Origin of the sequence: Microbacterium resistens (assembly GCF_031456305.1) — a bacterium.
In the GTDB taxonomy this organism is placed as follows: Bacteria; Actinomycetota; Actinomycetes; order Actinomycetales; family Microbacteriaceae; genus Microbacterium; species Microbacterium resistens_A.
The window spans coordinates 94,363-111,252 of record NZ_JAVDUM010000012.1 but is presented as its reverse complement, the minus strand read 5'-3'; the positions used below and the strand labels follow the sequence as shown (position 1 = coordinate 111,252).

The following is a 16,890-nucleotide window of genomic DNA, read 5'->3' as shown; positions in this document are numbered from 1 at the left end:
CGAGGGGATGGCGGTCAGGGGCGCATCATCCGATGCTGCGATCGACTTCTCCCTGGACGCCGTCCACGAAGAACCCGATGCGGGAGGACTGCGGGGCCAGACGCACGGCATCGCCGCCGTCGAGTGCCAGAGCGACGTCGTGCCCCGGCACCAGGACTCCGCCGGTGTCCCGCACCAGCGAGCGGAGTCGGTCGACGCTTGCGCGACTGGCGTCGGCGTCCATCGTCGAGTCCACCTCGAGCGTCTGGAGCTCGAACACGTTCTTCACGGCATCCCCGGCGAAGACGTGGGACCGCTCCGCCGCCTCCACGTGGAAGGCGAGGTGTCCCGGCGTGTGCCCGGGGCTCGCGATCGCCGTGATGCCGGGCAGGATCTCCTGGCCGTCGCGCATGCGCTCGACGCCCGCGCGCCGCTGCAGCAGCTCCTGGATGTGGAGGTCGGGGATGAACTTCGTCCCGGCCGGCTGCGTGGCGGCCCATGCGAGCTCCTCCTCGCCGACCCAGGTCGTGGCGTTCGGATACATCGTGAAGTTCCCCACGTGGTCCCAGTGCAGATGGGTGACGACGACGTCGGTGATGTCGCCGGTGTCGAGACCGTGCGCGGCAAGGCCCTCGTGGATGAGCGGGATGTAGGCCGGTGGGCCCGCGTCGATGAGCACGCGACGGTCCCCGTGGTGGAGCAGCCAGAGGCTGCTCCACCCGAAGGCGCCGTGCGATGAGGACTTCCCGGGGAAGCCGTCGACGAGCGAGCGGAGTTCGTACATGTGTCAATCCTGCGCTTTCGCGGCCAGGGAGCCTCGGGAGAACCTCGCGGTGAGGGTCGCGCCGACCGCGAGCAGGAGACCGGCGAGGATGAACGGGATCGTGTACGAGCCGGTTCCGTCGACGAGGAATCCCGTCACGATCGGGGCGAGCAGGCCGAAGACGTTGCCGCCCACCTGGACGAGCGCGAACACGCGGCCCTTCGACGGGTTGCCCTGGATGAGATCGCCGGCGAGGGCGAAGTTCAGCGTCATCGCCGAGGTGATCATGATGAGCACCCAGGCGATCAGGACGACGATCGCCACCACGTTGTCCACGAACGGCAGCACGAGCAGGGGGAGCGCGGCGACCATCGCCGTGACCACGAGCTTGCGCCGACCGCCGGAATGCAGCTTGTCGGTCGGGACGAGGCGGTCGCTGACGTAGGCGACGACGATGCTGCCGACGGCGGCGACCGCGTAGGTGATGCCGGTGACCCAGCCGGAGCCGAGGCCCTCGAGCCCGCGCTCCTTCTCGAGGTAGAGCGGCATGAAGGAGAGGAAGAGGTAGTTCGTGTACGCGGCGCAGCCGTGGGCGATCAGCAGGCTCCACATCGTTCCCGTGCGCAGGAGGACCGGGAGTGTGAGGGGCTTGCTGGAGTATCCCTGCGCTGCGACCTGCGGGTCGACCCGTTCGCGGATGATGAAGTCGCGCTCCGCGGGCTTGAGCCACGCCGCCTTCGCCGGGGTGTTGTAGACGAGCATCCAGATCACGCCGAACACGATGCCGATGCCGCCGAGGATGAAGAAGGACGCATGCCAGCTCAGCGTGGCGATGAGGTACGCGGCAACGACCGCGCCGATGGCCGGACCGAAGAGGGCCCCGGCGTTGAGCAGGCCGGTGAATCGCGCGCGCTCCTGACGGGGAGCCCATTCGGAGATCACGGAGTTGCCGACGGGATACATGGGCGATTCGCCGGCGCCGAGGAGCAGGCGGGCAATGACGAGCGCGGCGAGGCCGGTGGCCGCCCCGGTCATCCCGGCGCCGATCGACCAGACGATGATGCTGATGGGCAGGAGGAGGCGTGCGCCCCAGCGGTCGGCCATCAGGCCCACCGGGATCATCAGGGCGAGGTAGGCCCAGCTGAAGACCGAGGTGAGGATTCCGTACTGCCCCGTGGTGAGGCCGAACTCCTCGATGATGTGGCTGCCGGCGATGGACCAGTTGATGCGGTCCATGTAGCCGAGTGTCACCAGGAGCAGCAGCCCGATGCCGATGATGTACCGGCGACTGCCTACGGCTGTGCGCGGGGGCGAGGCGAGTTGTCTAGTCATCGTTGACCCTTCACGAAGAAATACTATCGACAATAGTATTGCGACTGTAGCGGGGTCGCATCGAGTCTCGCAAGGCCCGAGGCCGGGCTCGGGGTCAAGGGTCGAGCAGCCGCCCCGCCGAAGCCTCGATGTGCTCGCGCATCCGTTCGGTCGCGAGCCCCGCATCTCGCGAGCGGATCGCGTCGAGGATCGCGCGATGCTCGGGGGCGGCCCACTTGGCGCCGGTGCGTCCGAGCTTCGAGAAGAGGCGGAAGCGCTGGATCTGTCCGGCCAGGGTCGTGTAAGCGTTCTCGAGGAAGGGGTTGCCCGCGTGGGCGGCGATCAGGCGGTGGAAACGATCATCCGAGCGCCAGTAGATGCGGAAGCCCTCGGTCTCGCGGTCGGCGTGGTCGATCGTGGACTCGAAATCGCGAACGGTCTCCTCCAGAGAGTCCACGAACGCGTCGGTGGCGCGCGCGGTCGCCGCCGCCGCCAAGTACGGTTCGATCAGCAGGCGCGCATCGCGCAGCTGTCGCACCTCGGTGAGGCTCATCATCGGCGCGACGCGGTAGCCGCGCAGGGCCTCGCGATGCACGAGCCCGGTGTGCTCCAGGCGGGCCAGTGCCTCGCGCAGCGGGGTGGGGCTGACATTGAGCTCCCGAGAGAGTGCCCCGATGTTCAAGGGCTCGCCGGCGCCGCGGATGCCGTCCATGAACTGGCTGAGCAGCACTTCGTACATCTGGTCTGCGACGGGTGTGCGGGATCCGCTCTCTGTCACCATTGCCTCCTCCGACCGCGAACGGTCTCGCCCCATTCTTACTGGTAACCCGGCGAAGCGTCCGCAAGCGGCGCGGGCGCGTGTGGGCCGCGGAGCCCCGAAGCCTACGCGCCGTCGCCCCTGTCCCTGTGCTTCGCCCCCGGCGAGCCGTGCGTCGCCGCTTCCAGGGTGTCGGCGTAGTCGACCTCGTCGGGCAGGAGCGCCCGCTGGGCGCGGATGCCGTCGTTGAGGGCGAGCAGCTGGAGCACGATCGCCTTCGGGTCTTGATCGGGGGTGGCTGCCGGAGACTATCGACGAGTGGAACGCGAGGCGCCCCGGGAGTTGGAGCGAGTTGCCTCTTCATCGGGGTCATTGCCTGTGCTGATTCACCTACTCGTGAAGCAGGCGGGGCGTGTCCCTAAGGGATGTCCCTGACGCCGATGGGGTTGGGGACGCCCCGCTTCTATCATGACCATATGACGGCATCCGACTCGGAACGAGCTCATCCTCAACGGGAGTGGCTGGGCATTCTGGCCTTCGTGGTGTCAGGGCTGGTGCTCTTCTGCGTGGTCGTGCTGGGTGTCACCGGCATAGCCTTCGTCGCCGGTGGTCTGTACGTCGTGCTTCCCCTTCTCGTCGCCCTGATCCTCGGTGTGCTGGCGATCTGCTTCTCGCGGCCTCGCTGGAGGGGGATCGCTGCTGTCGTGATGGGCGGGCTGCCGGTGGTCTTCCTCGCCGTCGTGTTGATTCTGGCGGTGATTCAGTCTGTGGGCTAGGTGATCTTCTGGCATGTTGTGAACGTGCGAGGAGGGGAAGGCCTCGGGGGAGGGGCGATACGGGTCTCACCCTCACGTCGGATTCCACGGAGGCCTTTGCGGCTCGTGCTGACGCGCTTTGATGCGGAAGCCCTCGGTCTCCCGGTCGGCGTGGTCGACCGTGGACTCGAAGTCACGAACGGTCTCCTCCAGTGAGTCCACGAACGCGTCGGTGGCGCGCGCGGTCGCCGCCGCCGCCAAGTACGGTTCGATCAGCAGGCGCGCATCGCGCAGCTGCCGATCATCGGCGCGACTCGCCGTCGCCCCGATCCTTGTGCTTCGCCCCCGGTCCCTGTCCCTGCCCCTGCCCCGGGAAGGGCTCGGACCAGGCGAACGTCTTGTTGGCGGGATCCGTGATGTCGCGACCGGAGATCTGTCGGTAGTAGCCGTGCGTCGCCGCTTCCAGGGTGTCGGCGTAGTCGACCTCGTCGGGCAGGAGCGCCCACTGGGCGCGGATGCCGTCGTTGAGGGCGAGCAGCTGGAGCACGATGGCCCTCGGGTCCTGATCGGGGAGGAGCTCGCCGCTGACGATGCCCCGCGCGACGAACGGCACGAGGACCTCGAGCGACTCGGTGAGCCTCATGGCGAGGTGGGCGGTCGCCGGGTGGTCGTCCAGGACGCTGGCGCCGCTGAGCATGGCGCGGAAGAGGACGTAGTCCGGCTCCGATGTGGCGGAGCGGACGCCCACGTTGAACGCCACGATCATGTCGGCGACCGTGCGGACCTCGTCTGCCATGACGGGGGTGAAGACCGCCTCGCGCCGCCGGATCACGGCCATGAAGAGGTCGTTCTTGGTGGGGAAGTGATGGATGAGCCCCGCGTCGGTCATCCCCGCGTCGCGCGCGATGTCGGCGATGCGGGTCTTGTCGTAGCCGTTGTGGGCGAAGCGGCGGACGGCGGCCTCGATGATCCGCTCCCGCCGCGCGTTCCCCCGGAGCACGCGTCCGTCGGTCGATCTCTGCTCGTCCATCAGCCTGATTCTTCCACGAGGGCCACGTTCCCGCCGGGCGGGAGGAACGGATTGTAAATTAACCTAGTTGTCACTAGTGTTTTTCCCGGGCGTTGCCTCGCCCTGATCGAATCGGACTCGACGACGCGTCCATCGAAAGGAAACCCGACATGTCTCTCAGGACTTCGGCTGCACCACGGCAGCGGTCTTCATTGCGGAAGATCTACCTGTTCGCGCTCATCGAGTTCGCGACCTACGGCGCGCTTGCGGCCCCGTCGGCGGTCGCTCTGTCCCTCAAAGTGCTGGAGCTCGTGCCCACGACGCAGAAGGAGGGCGCGCTCGCGATCGTCACCGCGATCGGCGGGGCGACGGCGCTGATCACCAACCCGCTGTTCGGCGGCATGTCCGATCGGACGCGCAGCAGGTTCGGTCGCCGCAGGCCGTGGATCGCCGCGGGCATCGTCGTGGGGCTCCTGGGCGCCGGGATCATGCTCGCAGCGCCGAGCATCGCGATGCTGGCCATCGGCTGGGTCATCGCCCAGGCCGGCTACAACGCCACGTTCGCGGCGCTGAACGCGATGCTGGCAGAGCAGGTCCCGGACGCCGACCGCGGCAAGGCCTCGGGCATCTTCGGCGCGGCATCGGGGCTCGGCATGCTCTCGGCCTACGCGCTTGCCGCCGTGTTCGCGAAGAGCATGACCGTGCTGTTCCTCGCGATGCCGGCGGTCGCCGTGGCGATCGTGATCGCCGTGTGCGTCGTGGTGAAGGACCCCGTGCCAGAGGGTGAGATCCCGCGCGTCACGATCCGCAGCATGCTGACCTCCTTCGTCTTCAACCCGAAGGAGACCCCCTCCTTCGCCTACGTCGCGCTGCAGCGCTTCATCATGCAGACCGGATACACGCTGGTGCAGGCGTTCGGCCTCTACTTCCTGATGCTGCGGATGAAGATGTCCACGGTCGAGGCGACCCAGGTGACCCTCCTGATCGGGCTCATCACCCTGGTCCTGCTGAGCGCGGTCTCCTGGGGAGTCGGGTTCCTGGCCTCCCGCCGCGGTCGCTACGGCGGCTATCTCCTCGGCTCGATCGGGCTCATGGCCGCGAGCCTGCTGATCAGCGCGTTCACCGATCAGTTCCTGCTGTACCTCGTCGGCGTGCTGATGTCCGGAGTCGCGCTGGGCATCTACTCCTCGGTCGACCTCGCGCTGGTCATGCGCACCCTCCCCGCCGGTCGGGAGGGCAAGTTCCTCGGCATCTTCAACATGGCCAAGACCCTGCCGCAGACCATCGCCCCGGCCGCCGCGCCCTTCCTGCTCATGCTCGGCGCCGGCGACCCGATCGCCGGCGGCGACAAGAACTACACCGCGCTGTACCTGTGCGCGACGGCCGCCGTCCTGCTCTCGCTGCTCACGATCGCGGGCTTCCGCGCCAAGCTCAACCCCTCGGCGGCACCGGTCGCCGAGACCAAGGAGGAACTGATCCCATGACCACCCCGCTCACCACGCTCGACGGCCTCGTCAACTTCCGCGACCTCGGCGGCGTCCCCACGGAAGATGCCGTGATCCGCCCCGGCGTGCTCTACCGGGCGGAGTCGCTCTCGGACCTGACCGACGCAGGACGCGAGGCCCTCGCGTCGAGCGGCATCGGGGTCGTGATCGACCTGCGCAGCACGATGGAGGCGGAGAAGTCGCCCGGGGTGACGGCGGACTCGGCCGCCCCGCGCCTGGTCGCGATCCCGATGCTCGACGGCGCCCTCCCGACCTCGATCGATGACGCCCGCCCGCTCGAGGAGTCCTATGCGGCGCTCATCCGCGAGCACGGCGAGGACTTCGCACGAATCGCCGGCGTGATCGCCGACGCCGACGCGGGCGTGCTCGTCCACTGCACCGCCGGAAAGGACCGCACGGGTCTTGCGATCGCCCTGGTGCTGCTCGCCGTCGGCGCCGAATGGGACGCCGTCCGGACGGACTACTCCGCGTCGAGCGAGAACCTCTCGGGCGCGTGGACGGACCGGATCTTCGCGATGATCGCCGCGATGGGACTCGACATCCCGGACACCCCCGAGGTGCGGAGGCTGATGTACAGCACCTCGGAGACGGGCTTCGACGCGGCTTTCGAGTGGGTGCGCGCACAGCACGGATCCGTCACCGGCTATCTCACCGATCACGGCCTCTCCGACGAGCAGCTGACGCGTCTGCGCGACCGGCTGGTGCAGCGCTGAGCATCGGGGGCGCCGTGGCCGACGTCGCCTGGGTGGGGTCGACGACCCTGACCGAGCTGTTCCTGCTGCTGATCGCGTTCGTGCTGTCGGCGATCATCGGGCTGGAACGGCAGCGGCGGCTCAAGAGCGCGGGGCTCCGCACCCACACGCTGGTCGGCGTCGGCTCGGCGGTGTTCACCCTGGTCTCGGCCTACGGGTTCGCCACCGTGACGTCGCCGGATGCCCTGCTGGATCCGTCCCGTATCGCAGCGCAGGTGGTCTCCGGCATCGGGTTCCTCGGCGCCGGGGTCATTTTCGTCCGCCAGAACGCGGTGTCCGGGCTCACCACCGCGGCCTCGATCTGGGTGACCGCGGCGATCGGCATGGCGAGCGGCGCGGGCATGCCCCTCATCGCCATCACCGCGACCGCGCTGCACCTGTGCACCGTGACCTTCCTCGGCCGCCTCGGCAGGCGGCTGCGGCCGGAAGGGGAGGAGACCACCGTGGTGGTGAAGTACCTCGAAGGGAACGGCGCCCTCAGCACCGTGCTCGGCGTCGCGGCCGACCTCGGCTTCCAGGTGCACATGGTCGGCACCAGGCACATCGTGAAGACCGGAGCGCCGCCGCGCGCCGTGACCACGCTGCGGCTGCGCGACTCGTCGACCGAGGTCGGGCCGCTCATCGCCCCGCTCGGCGACATCCCCGGTGTCCTCTCGGTGAAGATCACCGGCACCGACCCCGAAGACTGACCCCTATCTCACAGGAGCAAAGAGACATGTCGCATCAGATCCCCGACGAGACCCGTGCCCGCGTCGACGCGCTGATCGGGGGGATGACGCTCGCCGAGAAGGCGGGCGCCCTGCTGGCCGCCCGCGTCACCATGAACCCCGACGGGACGCTGTGGGAGGGAACCCCCGAGCAGTCCCCGTTCGGATTCGTCCCGACGACGGAGATGATCCTCGAACGGCACATCGGCCATCTCGGGCTGATGAACATCCCCAGCGTCGAGGCCCTGGCGGGGTGGGGGGAGCGGATCAGGGAGCTGACCGCCCGCACGCGCCTGCGCGTCCCCGTCTCCGTCGGCGCCGACCCCACGCACGGCCGCGACCGCAACGTGCAGGTCGGCCAGGCGGGCGCCGGGTTCAGCCGGATCACCGAGCCGATCGGACTGGCCGCGACCTGGGACGCGTCGCTCGTCGAGGAGGTCGCGACGATGATGGCGCGCGAGCTGCGGGCAGCCGGGATCCACATCGCGGTCCACCCGATGGCGGACCTCGCCACCGAGCCGCGCTGGGCGCGGGTCGCCGGTACGTTCGGCGAGGACCCGCAGCACGCCGCCGAGACGATCCGCGCCTTCGTCCGGGGGCTCCAGAGCGGCGGTGCGGAGGAGCGCGTCCTCGCCACGGCGAAGCACTTCCCCGGCGGCGGGCCGCAGCGCGACGGCTTCGACGCGCACTTCGAGCGGGGCGCGAACACCGTGTACCCCGGGGGCCGGTTCGAGGACCACCTCGCCCCGTTCGCCGCGGCGATCGACGAGGGCGTCGCCATGATGATGCCCGGATACGCGGCTCCCGTCGGCGCCCCGCACGAGGAGGTCGGCTTCGCCTTCCAGCGCTCGGTCATCACCGGCCTGCTGCGCGAGCGCCTCGGCTTCGACGGCGTGGTGGTCACGGACTTCAACATCGTCACCGGGATGGCGCTGCCGCGGCTGGGCGTCGAGCTGCCCGTGCGCGCCTGGGGGCTCCTCGACGTCGAGCCCGTCGAGCGCGTCGGGATGCTCTTCGCCGCGGGCGTGGACCAGCTCGGCGGCGAGTCCGACCCGCAGCTGATCCTCGACGCGGTGGACCGGGGTCTCGTGACCGAGCAGCGTCTGGACGAGTCGGTTCGCCGGGTGCTCGGCGACAAGGCACGGCTCGGCCTCCTGGACGACCCCGCCGCCGGGACCGTGGAGCCTGCGCGCATCCACGAACGGGTCCACACGGCGGAGCACGTCTCCCTCGCCCGCCGCGCGCAGCGGGCGTCGATCGTCGCGGTGCACGGGACGCCCGTCACGGTCGCTCCGCAGACGCGGGTGTACAGCGAGGGCGTCGACCGGGACGTGCTCGCCCGCTATGCCACCCCGGTGGAGACGGTGGAGGAGGCCGAGATCGCCGTTCTGCGCATCGACGCCCCGTACGAGAAGCGTCCGGCGCAGTCCCTCGAATCCGGGTTCCATGAAGGGAGCCTGGAGTTCCCTGCCGACGAGGTCGATCGGATCGTGGGGATCGCCGGACGCATCCCGACGCTCGTCGACGTGTTCCTGGATCGCGCCGCGGTTCTCACCCCCTTCCGCGAGAGCGGGATCGTCGCGCTCACCGGCACCTTCGGCGTGGACGACGACCTTCTGCTGGACGCCATGACCGGGCGCGCGGAGACGACCGGACGGCTCCCGTTCGATCTCCCGCGCTCGGACGCCGCTGTGATCGCCGCGCGCGAGGACGTCCCCTTCGACACCGCGGACCCGCTCTTCCGGTTCGGTCACGGCCTGAGCTGGGGCGGGAGCGCGGAGGAGTAGAAGGGAAGTGACAGCAGGCGGTGCAGTACAGGCGTCTTGTCGCTCCGTCGGCGGAATGATGCCGATCCTCTCAAACGAGGGTCGACCCCAGGATCACTCGACGTTGATGGTCGGGGACGGCCGAACCGTCCGCCGGCGATGGATCGCGACCTGCATGCGACGTGGGGAGGAGAACCCGGTCTGGAAGGCGATGGATTCGAGGACGTGCCTGTCCTGAGCGGGTGCAGCGTCCAGGAGGATGGACGCCGCGGCAACTCTCCTGCTCTCGATCTCCTCTCGGGGGGTGGTTCCCGCGCGAGTGAAGACCCGATGCAGATACGCCGTGGAGACTGCCATTCGCTCGGCAATTCTGGACACGGTGAGGGAAGCATCGCGATACCTTTCATCGATCTCCCTCACGGCATTCTCGAAAAGGCTCTTCTGTGCGGTGGTGAGCACCGTTGGAGCGTCTGTGTCATCGGCGACCGCGGCGAGAACGAGGTCGGCCAGCGCCTCGAGCATCAGAGTGCTGCCCGCGCTACGTGAAAACCCTTGGTTGGTGGCGATCACATTGGTGGTCGTCGCCAGGAGATGATGAAACCCTGGGCTCGGGCGAATCGGCGTTCCGAGGTATCTCGAGAATCGCTTCTCCCGGAACAGAGGCGCCCGAAGATGCCACTCGCAGCGCGCCCAGAAATCCCGGTTCTCGGTGGTGATGGGGGTCTCGCCCTCGAGGACGATCAGATGCTGTGCTTTCAACAAGCTCTTCGTCGGTCCGAATCGGAGAGCCGCATCGCCGTCGACGCCGAGGATGACCCGAACGCTTCCCGAGCGGAGCGCCCTGGAGTCCAAGACGGTGGGGGTGGTCCAGAGGCGAGCGACCGTCCAGGCGGGTGCTCGAACGAGCTCGACGAGCTCTCGCGTCGGAGGAGACATCGACGGCGTCCATCCGAGCGTGCTCAGACTTGGCGCGTCTGAGGCGGGGGAGATGTCAGGGGGCAACTCGGCTCCTGGATTCAGTCGCGCGTCGTGGGAGAGGAGACGCCGATGACGGATTCGGTCTTGGGGCGGGAGGCTAAGTCTCTCGCCAGGAAGATGCCGTCCAGGAAGCCTCTGTTACAGACTCGACGGGAATATCAACCGGATCGAACCGGAATCTGGCCGATTCGCCATTCCGAGGGGATGAAGGGTGCCTTTCGCGGTCTCACTAGTAGACGTGCCTCGGCTCGAGAGTCGATGGCGCGATCACGTGATTGCCAACGAGAGGAAATAGGACGTGGATATCGACGACGGCATGAAAGCGCGCGAGGGGGGATGGGATGCCTTCGGTGTGCCCAGGCGCACGATCGTGAAGGGGGCCGCGTGGTCTATCCCGATCATCGCGACCGCTGTGGCGCTTCCGGGCGCGAGTGCATCCTCGGGCTGTCAGACCGTGACGTTCGAGGCGCCCGCACTCGATCCCACCTCGCCCGAGGGCGTGACGACCACCTTCATCGTTCCCGCGGGGGTGACGAAGCTCGGCTTTGCCGTTGCGGGCGGTGGTGGCGGTGGCGGAAGCGACCCTCTCGTCAACGGCACAGGCGACAACATCAACCCGTTCCGGGAGGGAGGCAGCGGCGGTCTGGTCACCGGTGAGATGAGTGTCACGCCCGGGCAGGCGCTCACCCTGATCGTCGGCCAGGGCGGCGAGCTTCCGATCACGACGGACGAGGGTACGAAACTGGGTGGGCGAGGCTATGGCAACGGCGGTGACGCGTTGCGCGTCGCGACGAATCCGCCTGCGACCACTCTGACCGGCACCATCACCGGCGGTTCCGGCGGTGGTGGATCCGCGATCCTGGTGGGGAACGTGCCGCTCATCGTCTCTGGCGGAGGCGGGGGTGCCGGGTCGAAGATCGTTAGGCGGCAGGATCCCGTTCCCTGGACCGCGACGGGCGGAGCCGGAGGGGCCGCGAACAGCGATAGCGAGGATTACACGCTGACGTTTCCGCCCAACTTCAGCGCGACGGGCACCGGGGGCGGAGGGGCGGTCGGCGCGACACCGGGCGCGGGTGGTGCAGTGCCGCCAACCCCATCGCCATATCAGCCTGGTTTCCCGCTTAGGGGAGGATCTGCGGGGTCCGGCAGGAATGGCGCGAACGGCAACCCCGTTCAGGCGCTCGGGGAAGCGGGAGGGCAGGTCTTCCTGAACTTCTCTGCATCGTCCGGCGGCGGTGGCGGCGGTTACGCCGGTGGTGGAAGCGGTGGCGCGGTCGCCTCAGCGCACTGGACGGGCGCGCCGCCTGCGGAGGTCATCGGGGTCGTCGGAGGTCCGGGCGGAGGTGGGTCGAACTACGTCGCTGCCGGGTTCGGAGGCGTCACGGTTCTCGAGTCGACGCAAGGGCTCGCCGCGAATGGTGGCGAGCAGAACACCGTACGTCCCGCGGGATGGATCACGCTGAGCTACCAGCTCTGTGTGTGACCGTCACATCGATGGCTGATCTGTAGCCGGCCTCGACGCAGAGCCCCTGGTTTCCTTTCGGGGAGGCCAGGGGCTCCGGGTGGGCGCAGGGTGACGTCGGAGTAGGCTGGATCGCGCTGTGCTCGGCCGCGCAGCGGATGGGAGCGAACGTGGGCGAGGGCGTCGTCGAACGGATGCGCGGACCACGCGCCTACGCGGCCTTCGTCGGGATCGGCCTCATCGCGGGCCTCCTCTCCGGCCTCTTCGGCGTCGGAGGCGGAACCGTCATCGTGCCCCTGCTGGTGCTGCTGCTCAGCTTCGATCAGCGTCTGGCGGCGGGGACGTCCCTGGCCGCGATCGTGCCGACGGCCAGCGTCGGGGTCATCTCCTACGCGGTGTCCGGCTCGGTGGCCTGGATCCCGGCGCTGATCCTCGCGGCGGGCGCCGTCATCGGCGCGCAGATCGGCACGCGCCTCCTTCCGCGGATCTCCCAGACCGCCCTGCGCTGGTTCTTCGTCGGCTTCATCGTCATCGTGATCGTGACGCTGTTCCTGGTGATCCCGTCCCGCGACGCCGTGCTGCACCTCACCTGGACCACGGGCCCGCTGCTCGGCATCGTGGGGCTGTTCACCGGCGTCATGGCCGGGCTGATCGGCGTGGGCGGCGGAGTGGTCGTCGTCCCGATCCTGATGCTCGCCTTCGGCACCAGCGACCTGGTCGCCAAGGGCACATCGCTCCTCATGATGATCCCGACCGCCGTCTCCGGCACGTTCGGCAACATCCGGAACCGCAACGTCGACCTGCTCGCGGCGGGGATCATCGGCGTCGCCGCGTGCACGACGACGGCGCTCGGCGCCTGGCTCGCGACGCTCATCGACCCGTTCGTCGGAAATATTCTCTTCGCCGCATATCTCGTCGTCATCGGCCTGCAGATGGCGATCAAGGCCGTCCGCGGGCGGAAGCGCCGCGACTAGCGCTCCGTCTGCTCTGCCCACCGCTCCGCTCCTGATAGCGTCTCGCGGATCCGGGATCGGGCGTGTCGGGCGTCGTCGGTAGGATCGAAGGGTGCCAGTGAACCCCGAACTCCTCGGACGCGCGTTCCCGGAGACGCAGCCCTATCTCGTCGGGCGCGAGAAGGTGCGCGAGTTCGCGCGCGCCGTCTTCGCCGATGCCCCGCAGCACACCGATGTGGAGGCCGCGCGTGCTCTCGGCCATGCCGACGTCGTGGCGCCGCCCACGTTCGCGATGGTCGTGCAGGACCTCACGCTGCAGCAGCTGCTCGGGGAGCCGGACTCCGGGATCGTCCTCGCACGGACCATCCACGCCGAGCAGCGCTTCGACTACACGCGGCCGATCGTCGCCGGCGACGAGCTGCGCGCCCGGCTCCGGGTCACCGCGATCCGCACGCTCGGCGCGAACGCGCTGATCACGAGCGAGGCGGAGATCGTCGATGCCGCAGGGGAGCACGTCGTGACCGCCACCTCGGTGCTGCTGGTCGGAGAGGGGGAGTGATGTCGTTCACCGTCGGAGACGTCGTCGCGGAGCGCACGATCCATCTCACCCGCGAGTCGCTGGTCCGCTACGCCGGGGCATCGGGGGACTTCAACCCGATCCACTACCGCGACGACGTGGCGGCCGAGGTCGGGCTCCACGGCGTCCTCGCGCACGGGATGCTCACCATGGGCCTCGCCTCGTCCGTGGTCGTGGCCGCGCTTCCCGGCACCGCCCGTCTGCTCGACTACGGCGTCCGCTTCACCAAGCCGGTCGTCGTCGATCCGATCGCGGGCGCGGACGTGCAGGTCTCGGCGAAGGTCGGCGCGGTCGACGAAGAGGCGGTGCGCATCGATCTGACGGTGCGGCACGCGGAGACCACGGTCCTCGTCAAGGCCCAGCTGCGCATCGCGGCCGGGTCGGTCTGACATGGCCGCGATCGATCCGATCCGGCTCGCCGAGCTGACCACGCTGCAGACGGGCGCCGCCCCCGAGCGGATGGTCGATGCCGAGACGACGGAGGAGCTCATCGCGACCCTTCGCGAGACGTGGGGCCGCGGCGACGACTGGTTCGTGCTCGGCGGCGGGTCCAACCTCTTCGCCGGAGACCTCCCGTTCGACGGGACGGTGGTGCGCATCCGCACCTCGGGCATCGAGCGCCTGCCCTCGCCGCACCCGGGACGCGTGCGTCTGCGGGTGCAGGCGGGCCACGACTGGGACGCGCTGGTGGCCTACGCGGTGGAGCACGGGCTCGCCGGGATCGAGGGCATGTCGGGGATCCCCGGCACCGTGGGCGCAGCCCCGGTGCAGAACGTCGGCGCCTACGGACAGGAGATCCAGGAGACCCTCGTCGAGGTCGACCTGATCGACGAGGACACCGCCGAGGTCTCCACGGTCTCCGCGGCGGATCTCGGCCTTGGTTTCCGCACCTCCGTGCTCAAGCACCACTACGGCTCCGTCCCGCAGCGCCGCGCGGTGATCCTGTCGGTGACCCTGGATCTCGCCGAGGTCGGCGAGGGCGGGCGCGTGGTGCGGGGCGAGCAGCTGCGCCGTGCGCTGGGGCTGGTGGACGACGCGCCGGTGCCGCTCGCCTGGGTGCGGGAGCGGATCCGGGAGACCCGTGCTGCGAAGGGTATGATCTTCGACCCCGCGGATCCGGACACGCACGGGGCCGGATCGTTCTTCCAGAACGCCATCGTCTCGGAAGCCTTCGCCCGCACTCTCCCGCCGGAGTGCCCCCGCTGGCCGGTGGCCCCCGACCTCGACACCGTGACCGTCATCCCGCTGGAGTCCTACGACGGCTACATCCCCGTCTCCCGTCGGAAGTCGTCGGATGTGAAGGTGAGCGCCGCCTGGCTGATCGAGCACTCCGGGATCCGGAAGGGCTTCAAGCTCCCGCGATCGCGAGCAGGCATCTCGACCAAGCACGCCCTGGCCCTCACCAACCGCGGCGGTGCGACGGCGGGCGAGATCGCCGAGCTCGCGCGGTTCATCCAGAGCCGGGTCCACGCGGAGTTCGGTCTGCTGCTGCAGCCGGAGCCTGTGCTCGTCGACGTCGAGCTGTAACGTCTCGGAGCTGCCCAGCGTCGGAGTGGCCGCACGCCGTAGCGCACGGCCACTCCGTCCGTTCAGGCCACTCCGTCCGTTCAGGCGAGGCCGTCCGTTCAGGACCGGACGGCCTCGCCGACCGTGAGCCCGGCGAACGCCGGGATCGCGAGCCCGGTGAGCCGGAGCCCATCCGCCTCCAGCCCGGTGGGGATCCACTCCTCACCGAACAGCACGGCGGCTGCGGCGCCCGCGAGCGCCGGCAGCGAGGCCGCGTTCCGAGGCTGAGCGAGTGCGCCGAGGAGGAGGTCGTCCGCGCTGGTGGCGCGGGCCACGTGCGCGAGCAGGAAGCCGAGCGTCTCCGGCGCGGCGATCGGATAGCTGTAGATCCAGTCGCCCACTCCGGTGCTGAGCCGGCGTGCGCGGTCGAGGGGCCCTGCGGCATCGACCGCCGCGGTGAGTGAGGACTCCGCCATCCGCCGGCTCCAGGTCTCGGCGGGCAGCGCCTCCACCGCGAGCCGGACCGCCTCGGCGGCCGGTGCCCCCGCGACGAGGGCCGAGAACAGCGCCGCCGTGGCGCGGGCGCACCAGACGCCGTCCAGGGAGTGCGTCACCGAGGCGTCGGCCTCCGCCGCGGCCACGGCCTCCTCGCCCGGGATCAGCGCGACGGCGGCCAGCGCGCGCACGGTCGCGATGTCGTCGAAGTAGTGGGCGTTGTCGTGTCCCGATCGGGGCGGGGTCGCCCCGGCGCGCAGATTCTGCAGCGCGAGCTTGGTGCCGATCCGGCAGCGGAACAGCACGTCGGGATCCGCCTCCGCCTCGGCGAGCTCGAGCCAGGCGCCGAGGTCGCCGCCGCGGGTGTGCTGGCGGGCGGAGAAGGCGAACCACTCGAGGTTGTCGCCCGGGCCCGGATGCAGCGTCGCCGGGGGAGCGGCGTGGGTGAAGGGGCGCGGCACGTTCGTGGTGCGGGTGTCGTCGGCGAGCTTCGAGAGGATGCGCACGCGGTTCACCCGCTTGGGCGGCAGCGCGTAGACCCGGAAGTCGGCGTTCATGGACGAGGCGGACTCGCCCGCGACGATCCCGCGGGTCAGGGTGTCCAGCAGCGCGGTCATCGGCGTCCCTCTTCCACGAGGCGGACGAGGTCGTCCGCGGCGTCCAGCGGATGGATGCCGCGCATCGAGCGGATGCACGAGCCGACCACGGGGCGGAGCCCCGCGACCCAGTCGGCGGGGAGCGCGTCGACGCCGGAGATGGCGCCGGCCACGCATCCCGCGATCGCCGCGGTGGTGTCGGCGTCGCGCCCCATGTTGACCGCGAAGAGGATGCTCTCGGCGGCGCGGCCCTCGGCGCGCAGCACGGAGGACATCGCGAGCCCGACGGCCTCGGGGGCGAGGTCCGCCCAGAAGTAGTCGACGACGGCCAGCCTGTCGTGCAGGGCGAGCGCGAGCGCGTCGTCGTCGAGACCGGAGCGGACGAGGTCCCTGGCGTCGCGGAGGTTCCGCGCTGTCCAGCTGTCCTCGGGGATCGCTGCGAGGCCTGCCTCGTAGCAGCCGTCCGCGTCCGCACCGGTGAGGGCCGTGGTCACGGCGACCGCGACGACGACCCCGGCCCAGATCCCCTCGGTGGTGTGGCTCACCGCGCCGTCGGCCTCGGCGAGGCGGCGAGCGATCCCGGCGTCGCCGTCGGCGACGATGCCCAGCGGACTCACCCGCATCGCGAGCCCGTCGCTCCAGCCGTGCAGGTTGTCGCCGCTCAGCGGCGGCCTGATCCCGCGGCGGAGGTTGTCGATAGCGGCCATCTCGCTGAAGCCGCCGCCCTTGAAGTCGTCCGCCTGCGGGAGGACGTCCTCGATCCAGGTCTGGGCGAAGTCCTCGGCGGTGGCGCCAACCCCCGCGCGACGGACCGTCTTGGCGGTGAGCAGCGCGTACTCGGTGTCGTCGCTGCCGGCGGGCTCCGGGTCGAGGTATCCGGTGACGCGGCCGTGCGCGGCCTGGATCTCGGCGGCGGAGAAGCCCTCCACGGGCCGTCCGATCGCGTCGCCGATCGCGAGGCCGGCGAGGGATCCGCGGGCGCGGTCCTGCAGGCTCGGCGTGGGGGAGGTCATGGGGCT

Annotated in this window: 18 protein-coding genes; 10 read left to right on the top strand and 8 right to left on the bottom strand. The window is 69.8% G+C overall.

The genetic code is table 11. The annotated features are described in order from the left end of the window. Window positions 1-25: 25 nt before the first annotated feature. The 4 genes from J2Y69_RS13650 to J2Y69_RS13635 form a co-directional block, all read right to left on the bottom strand. Window positions 26-763 carry an MBL fold metallo-hydrolase gene (locus J2Y69_RS13650; RefSeq protein ID WP_310021664.1) on the bottom strand — a complete coding sequence of 246 codons (738 nt, stop codon included), beginning with the start codon at window positions 761-763 and terminating at the stop codon, window positions 26-28. A 3-nt stretch (window positions 764-766) separates the two neighbouring features. After that, a complete protein-coding gene (locus J2Y69_RS13645) occupies window positions 767-2,074 on the bottom strand; it encodes an MFS transporter (RefSeq protein WP_310021662.1) in 1,308 nt (435 codons plus the stop codon). Window positions 2,075-2,168: 94 nt separating this feature from the next. Then, a complete protein-coding gene (locus J2Y69_RS13640) occupies window positions 2,169-2,831 on the bottom strand; it encodes a GntR family transcriptional regulator (protein WP_396653103.1) in 663 nt (220 codons plus the stop codon). A gap of 104 nt (window positions 2,832-2,935) precedes the next feature. Further along, window positions 2,936-3,079, bottom strand: coding sequence for a hypothetical protein (locus J2Y69_RS13635; RefSeq protein WP_310021658.1), 144 nt, complete (start codon window positions 3,077-3,079; stop codon window positions 2,936-2,938). A 207-nt stretch (window positions 3,080-3,286) separates the two neighbouring features. Between J2Y69_RS13635 and J2Y69_RS13630 the strand changes: the two genes are divergently transcribed. After that, window positions 3,287-3,586: a hypothetical protein gene (locus J2Y69_RS13630; RefSeq protein WP_310021656.1), complete on the top strand. Its 300-nt coding sequence runs from the start codon at window positions 3,287-3,289 to the stop codon at window positions 3,584-3,586. A gap of 280 nt (window positions 3,587-3,866) precedes the next feature. Here the strand turns inward: J2Y69_RS13630 and J2Y69_RS13625 are convergent, their stop codons facing one another. After that, window positions 3,867-4,595, bottom strand: a complete 729-nt coding sequence (locus tag J2Y69_RS13625) for a TetR/AcrR family transcriptional regulator (RefSeq protein WP_310021655.1) — start codon at window positions 4,593-4,595, stop codon at window positions 3,867-3,869. A 149-nt stretch (window positions 4,596-4,744) separates the two neighbouring features. Between J2Y69_RS13625 and J2Y69_RS13620 the strand changes: the two genes are divergently transcribed. Genes J2Y69_RS13620 through J2Y69_RS13605 form a run of 4 tightly spaced genes read left to right on the top strand, consistent with a single transcriptional unit; the run spans window position 4,745 to window position 9,325 of the window. Continuing rightward, on the top strand, window positions 4,745-6,058 hold the full coding sequence (locus J2Y69_RS13620; protein WP_310021653.1) for an MFS transporter: 1,314 nt from the start codon (window positions 4,745-4,747) through the stop codon (window positions 6,056-6,058). Then, complete coding sequence (locus J2Y69_RS13615; protein ID WP_310021651.1) at window positions 6,055-6,792, top strand: tyrosine-protein phosphatase; 738 nt, start codon at window positions 6,055-6,057, stop codon at window positions 6,790-6,792. Before J2Y69_RS13620 ends, J2Y69_RS13615 begins: the two co-directional genes overlap by 4 nt. 14 nt (window positions 6,793-6,806) lie before the next feature. Next, window positions 6,807-7,520 carry an MgtC/SapB family protein gene (locus J2Y69_RS13610; protein WP_310021649.1) on the top strand — a complete coding sequence of 238 codons (714 nt, stop codon included), beginning with the start codon at window positions 6,807-6,809 and terminating at the stop codon, window positions 7,518-7,520. A 26-nt stretch (window positions 7,521-7,546) separates the two neighbouring features. Continuing rightward, the gene (locus J2Y69_RS13605) at window positions 7,547-9,325 is read left to right on the top strand and encodes a glycoside hydrolase family 3 protein (RefSeq protein ID WP_310021647.1); all 1,779 of its coding nucleotides are present in this window, start codon (window positions 7,547-7,549) and stop codon (window positions 9,323-9,325) included. Between the two features lie 93 nt (window positions 9,326-9,418). Here J2Y69_RS13605 and J2Y69_RS13600 read toward each other — a convergent pair whose 3' ends face one another. Further along, window positions 9,419-10,306: a helix-turn-helix transcriptional regulator gene (locus tag J2Y69_RS13600; protein WP_310021646.1), complete on the bottom strand. Its 888-nt coding sequence runs from the start codon at window positions 10,304-10,306 to the stop codon at window positions 9,419-9,421. Window positions 10,307-10,580: 274 nt separating this feature from the next. On the opposite strand from J2Y69_RS13600, the gene J2Y69_RS13595 reads away from it, so the two are divergent. The 5 genes from J2Y69_RS13595 to J2Y69_RS13575 all read left to right on the top strand — a co-directional run bounded on the left by J2Y69_RS13595 (window position 10,581) and on the right by J2Y69_RS13575 (window position 14,801). Beyond that, complete coding sequence (locus J2Y69_RS13595; protein ID WP_310021644.1) at window positions 10,581-11,765, top strand: hypothetical protein; 1,185 nt, start codon at window positions 10,581-10,583, stop codon at window positions 11,763-11,765. Window positions 11,766-11,881: 116 nt separating this feature from the next. Beyond that, window positions 11,882-12,718, top strand: a complete 837-nt coding sequence (locus J2Y69_RS13590; RefSeq protein WP_396653106.1) for a sulfite exporter TauE/SafE family protein — start codon at window positions 11,882-11,884, stop codon at window positions 12,716-12,718. Between the two features lie 91 nt (window positions 12,719-12,809). Next, window positions 12,810-13,256, top strand: a complete 447-nt coding sequence (locus tag J2Y69_RS13585) for an FAS1-like dehydratase domain-containing protein (protein ID WP_310021641.1) — start codon at window positions 12,810-12,812, stop codon at window positions 13,254-13,256. Beyond that, a complete protein-coding gene (locus J2Y69_RS13580; protein WP_310021639.1) occupies window positions 13,256-13,663 on the top strand; it encodes a MaoC/PaaZ C-terminal domain-containing protein in 408 nt (135 codons plus the stop codon). The genes J2Y69_RS13585 and J2Y69_RS13580 overlap by 1 nt, the downstream gene beginning before the upstream one ends. Before the next feature lies 1 nt (window position 13,664). Beyond that, window positions 13,665-14,801, top strand: coding sequence for a UDP-N-acetylmuramate dehydrogenase (locus J2Y69_RS13575; RefSeq protein WP_310021638.1), 1,137 nt, complete (start codon window positions 13,665-13,667; stop codon window positions 14,799-14,801). Between the two features lie 98 nt (window positions 14,802-14,899). Here J2Y69_RS13575 and J2Y69_RS13570 read toward each other — a convergent pair whose 3' ends face one another. Then, window positions 14,900-15,892, bottom strand: a complete 993-nt coding sequence (locus tag J2Y69_RS13570) for an ADP-ribosylglycohydrolase family protein (RefSeq protein ID WP_310021636.1) — start codon at window positions 15,890-15,892, stop codon at window positions 14,900-14,902. Continuing rightward, a complete protein-coding gene (locus J2Y69_RS13565; protein ID WP_310021634.1) occupies window positions 15,889-16,884 on the bottom strand; it encodes an ADP-ribosylglycohydrolase family protein in 996 nt (331 codons plus the stop codon). The genes J2Y69_RS13570 and J2Y69_RS13565 overlap by 4 nt, the downstream gene beginning before the upstream one ends. Window positions 16,885-16,890: the final 6 nt, after the last annotated feature.